Origin of the sequence: Photobacterium sanguinicancri (genome assembly GCF_002265265.1) — a bacterium.
Lineage (GTDB): Bacteria > Pseudomonadota > Gammaproteobacteria > Enterobacterales > Vibrionaceae > Photobacterium > Photobacterium sanguinicancri.
This window is the reverse complement of record NZ_NOIF01000411.1, coordinates 1-698: the sequence shown is the minus strand read 5'-3', so window position 1 is coordinate 698 and position 698 is coordinate 1. Positions and strand designations below refer to the sequence as shown.

General features: G+C 41.4%; 1 protein-coding gene. It reads left to right on the top strand.

Translation table 11 applies throughout. From position 1 onward, the window contains the following. Nucleotides 1-66 precede the first annotated feature (66 nt). Nucleotides 67-698: hypothetical protein (locus ASV53_RS24340; RefSeq protein ID WP_094959026.1), on the top strand; the 632-nt coding region annotated here is incomplete at its 3' end.

Sequence of the window (698 nt, the reverse complement as noted above, 5' to 3'; positions counted from 1 at the left end):
GTCATAATGTCACCTGTTAACTTATGAGGTGATAATATCACCTCTAACTAAGTGACCAAATTCACTATGCCACTACAATATGCCTCTAAGAACGATCCAGAAGATCATTCTGAAGACAATCGATTCACGCCAGTCTCTGGAGTACTCGCAGAAGCGATAGGTGATTTAGATAAAGATGGCAAAGATGAAAAGGTAGTCGCACTCAATGTGGTTGTTCCTGGGCAACCTAACGCTGTACGCCCGCTTCTCATCTTTAAACAGGACGAATACGACAACTGGTTCTTATGGCAAACCCGCGAAGGCGGTATTTTAGGTTCAGATCAAGGCGGGCTACTTGGTGACCCTTTTGAAAGCCTTGAAATTTCACGTGGTACGATTGTTATCAAGCACTTTGGCGGTAGTGCGCAAAAGTGGAACTATACTCATAGGTTTCGCTTTAATGGCACTGAGTGGCCGCTAATTGGTACAACAATCAAATACGGTATACCTGGCTGCTACGAGATATTCGATTTTAATCTCGCCAATGGCAAGGCCATCTATAAAGAAATAAAAAGGAATTGCTGGAGTGATGAAGAGATCCAACCGACTCAAACCCAAAGCTTATCTATCAAACTTGATAAAAAGCCGACACTCAACAATTTTTCTCCTGGCTCTAATACCTTAAAAATCGACCAATTAGATAAAACTATTTATTACTA